This window comes from Streptomyces sp. NPDC052236 (assembly GCF_044548015.1).
GTDB lineage: Bacteria > Actinomycetota > Actinomycetes > Streptomycetales > Streptomycetaceae > Streptomyces.
On the sequence record NZ_JBIUBL010000081.1, the window covers coordinates 1 to 2534 of the forward strand.

A 2534-nucleotide genomic window follows, 5' to 3' on the forward strand; every position below is an offset into this window, starting at 1 on the left:
GAGTGGGAGCGCATGTGCGACATGAGGTCGCTGAAGATGAGAGGAGTTGGGCAGTGAGACGCCAACTCCCCGACCCGTGACCGATGGTCGGTCCCCAGCCTCCAGGGCCAAGGAGCAATCCGAGGTCCCGAGCGGAGGCGGTCAAGCTCAAGACTCCCGCGGGCCATCGTGGGGGAACAAGCGAAGGGGAAGTTCGGACGGGTGAACGCAAGTGAATCTTCGATTTAAAGAGTCGTTAGCCACAACGCCGCGCCGATGGCCAGCAGTCGGCGGCGATAACTCCTGGTGTTGAGAAACGCCGTGCGACGGAGGCCCTGATGCGGGGGCCACGGGCCGAGGACAGCCCAACCGTAGGTCACCGCAGGAGTCGGCTCAGAGAAGGCACCCACCCCGAACACAACTCATCACAGCGGAACATGGAAACCCCGTATAAGTCCGGAATAGTCGACCGGTAAGCCGGAGGCAACAATGGCCGAAATCCTATGCGGGATAGGATGGTTCGATAAGCAAAAGCCGCTTGAGCGAAAGTTCAGGGGAAATGGGAACGTCGCACAGGGTCTCACACCTGATGTCCCTATAACCCGGCGGATACGGGTTGACTGCGGCCCGGCCCGAAAGGGAGCCCACGCGAACCAGGTGGACACTGAAGAGACGATGAGCAGGACCTCATACATCGACGCAAGTTAGACGGGAAGGGTGAACGGCATGCAACATGGTGACTGTGAGGTCATCCCGAACGGAGTCGATGGCGAGCCGAGTAACTCCCAATTCTGGACCAATGTGGACTGGAAGGCGGAGTACCTGGCCGTAGAGAAACTGCGTCAGAGAATTTTCAGGGCATCTAAGAGTGGAAATCTGAAGCAGGTGCGCAACCTGCAAAAGCTCATGCTGCGTTCCCGAGCGAATACCTTGACAAGTGTCCGCAGAGTGGCACAGATGAGCACCGGCAAGAAGACGGCAGGGGTGGACGGTGCCGTCGCCATGGGGCCGTCGGAGCGGGGCAAACTCGCCCGACAACTCATTGCAGGCACAGTCGTGGAACCATCACCTGTCAGACGTGTGTACATTCCTAAGGCTAACGGAAAGTTCAGACCGTTAGGAATTCCCGTAATTCGAGACCGCGCCAACCAGGCGCGAGTTAAGAACGCCCTTGAACCTGAATGGGAAGCTCATTTCGAGGGTCGTAGCTACGGGTTTCGGCCTGGGCGGAGTTGCCACGACGCGATCGAAGCGATCTATAACGTGGTGGGACCGAAGGCAACCCGGAGGCTCGTCGTCCTTGACGCGGACCTTTCGGCAGCCTTCGACCGGATCAGTCATGACCACCTCTTGAGCTCTGTTGGCCTCTTTCCAGGTCGCAAGCTCATCCACGGGTGGCTCAAGGCTGGAGTCTTTGATCAGGGAAGTTTCAGCAAGACGACCGAAGGCACCCCACAAGGGGGAGTCATCAGTCCCTTGCTACTGAACATCGCCCTGCATGGAATGGGTGACGCCATCGGTGCGAACACATGGAAATCGCGCAGGAATGACTCACCGGCACTCATTCGGTACGCCGATGATTTCGTCGTGCTCTGCACTTCGGAACAGGAGGCGTGGGACTGTAAGAGCACCCTCGCCGCCTGGCTGGCACCGAGAGGGCTGTCCTTCAACGAGGAAAAGACTAAAGTCTGCCACCTCAAAGACGGATTCGACTTCTTGGGATTCAACATCCGTCGCTATCAGGGCAAGCCAATCATCAAACCGAGTGAAGAAGCAGTACAGCGCGCCAAAAAGCGGATCAAGGAAACAGTCAGGGGCTATCAGGGTTCAACGGTAGAAAACCTGGTAAGCGCCCTTGATCCGTTCGTACGTGGCTGGTCCACGTACTACCGGCACGCCGTCTCCTCAACCACATTTCAAAAGCTCGACACCTACACCTACGAGTGCCTGTGGCGTTGGGCGTGCAAGCAGCACCGCACGAAGTCAGGGCGCTGGATCACTCAGCGGTATTGGGGTCAGTTCAGGCCAGGAAGGATGACAAAGTGGGTTTTCGGGAATCCCGAACGCTACGTGTCTAAATTCGCCTGGACAAAGATCGTCCGACACACCCTAGTGAAAGGAAATGCATCTCGGGACGATCCAGAGCTCACAGAATACTGGTTGAAGCGAGCCCGGAAGCGGCTACCGCAGGTCGAGACGAAGAAGATCGTCACTCTTGCGGCCCGCCAGAAGGGACTGTGTACCAAGTGCGGTACGGACCTGATCGAGGGCGCGGGGTACGACCCGGAAGACGTCAGCGATTGGGCGAGGTGGTTCTCAGCCAATTCACGTGGCATCAATGTGCACCACATCGTGTACCGCAGCCAAGGCGGATCTGATCGCCTGAGCAACTTGGAAGTCATACACACGTCGTGTCATCGGCTGCACCATGCCGAAGACCGAAAGAGGACTTCTCGTTAGAAGCCGACATGTCTGCTTGAGCCGTGTGCCGTGAAAGTGGCAAGCACGGTTCTGAGGGGGGTCCCGCGCAGCGATGCGCGGGACCTACCCGACCG

At 58.2% G+C, this 2534-nt stretch carries 1 protein-coding gene; it reads left to right on the forward strand.

The window, feature by feature from the left end; all coding sequences use genetic code 11:
* Positions 1 to 705 precede the first annotated feature (705 nt).
* Positions 706 to 2439: a group II intron reverse transcriptase/maturase gene (gene ltrA / locus ACIHCQ_RS44535; RefSeq protein WP_399675088.1), complete on the forward strand. Its 1734-nt coding sequence runs from the start codon at positions 706 to 708 to the stop codon at positions 2437 to 2439.
* The last annotated feature ends 95 nt before the right edge of the window (positions 2440 to 2534 follow it).

What these genes read in the sequence shown, in the direction of transcription:
- ltrA (WP_399675088.1), top strand. Translation starts at nt 706, where the DNA reads ATGCAACATGGTGACTGTGAGGTCATCCCGAACGGAGTCGATGGCGAG.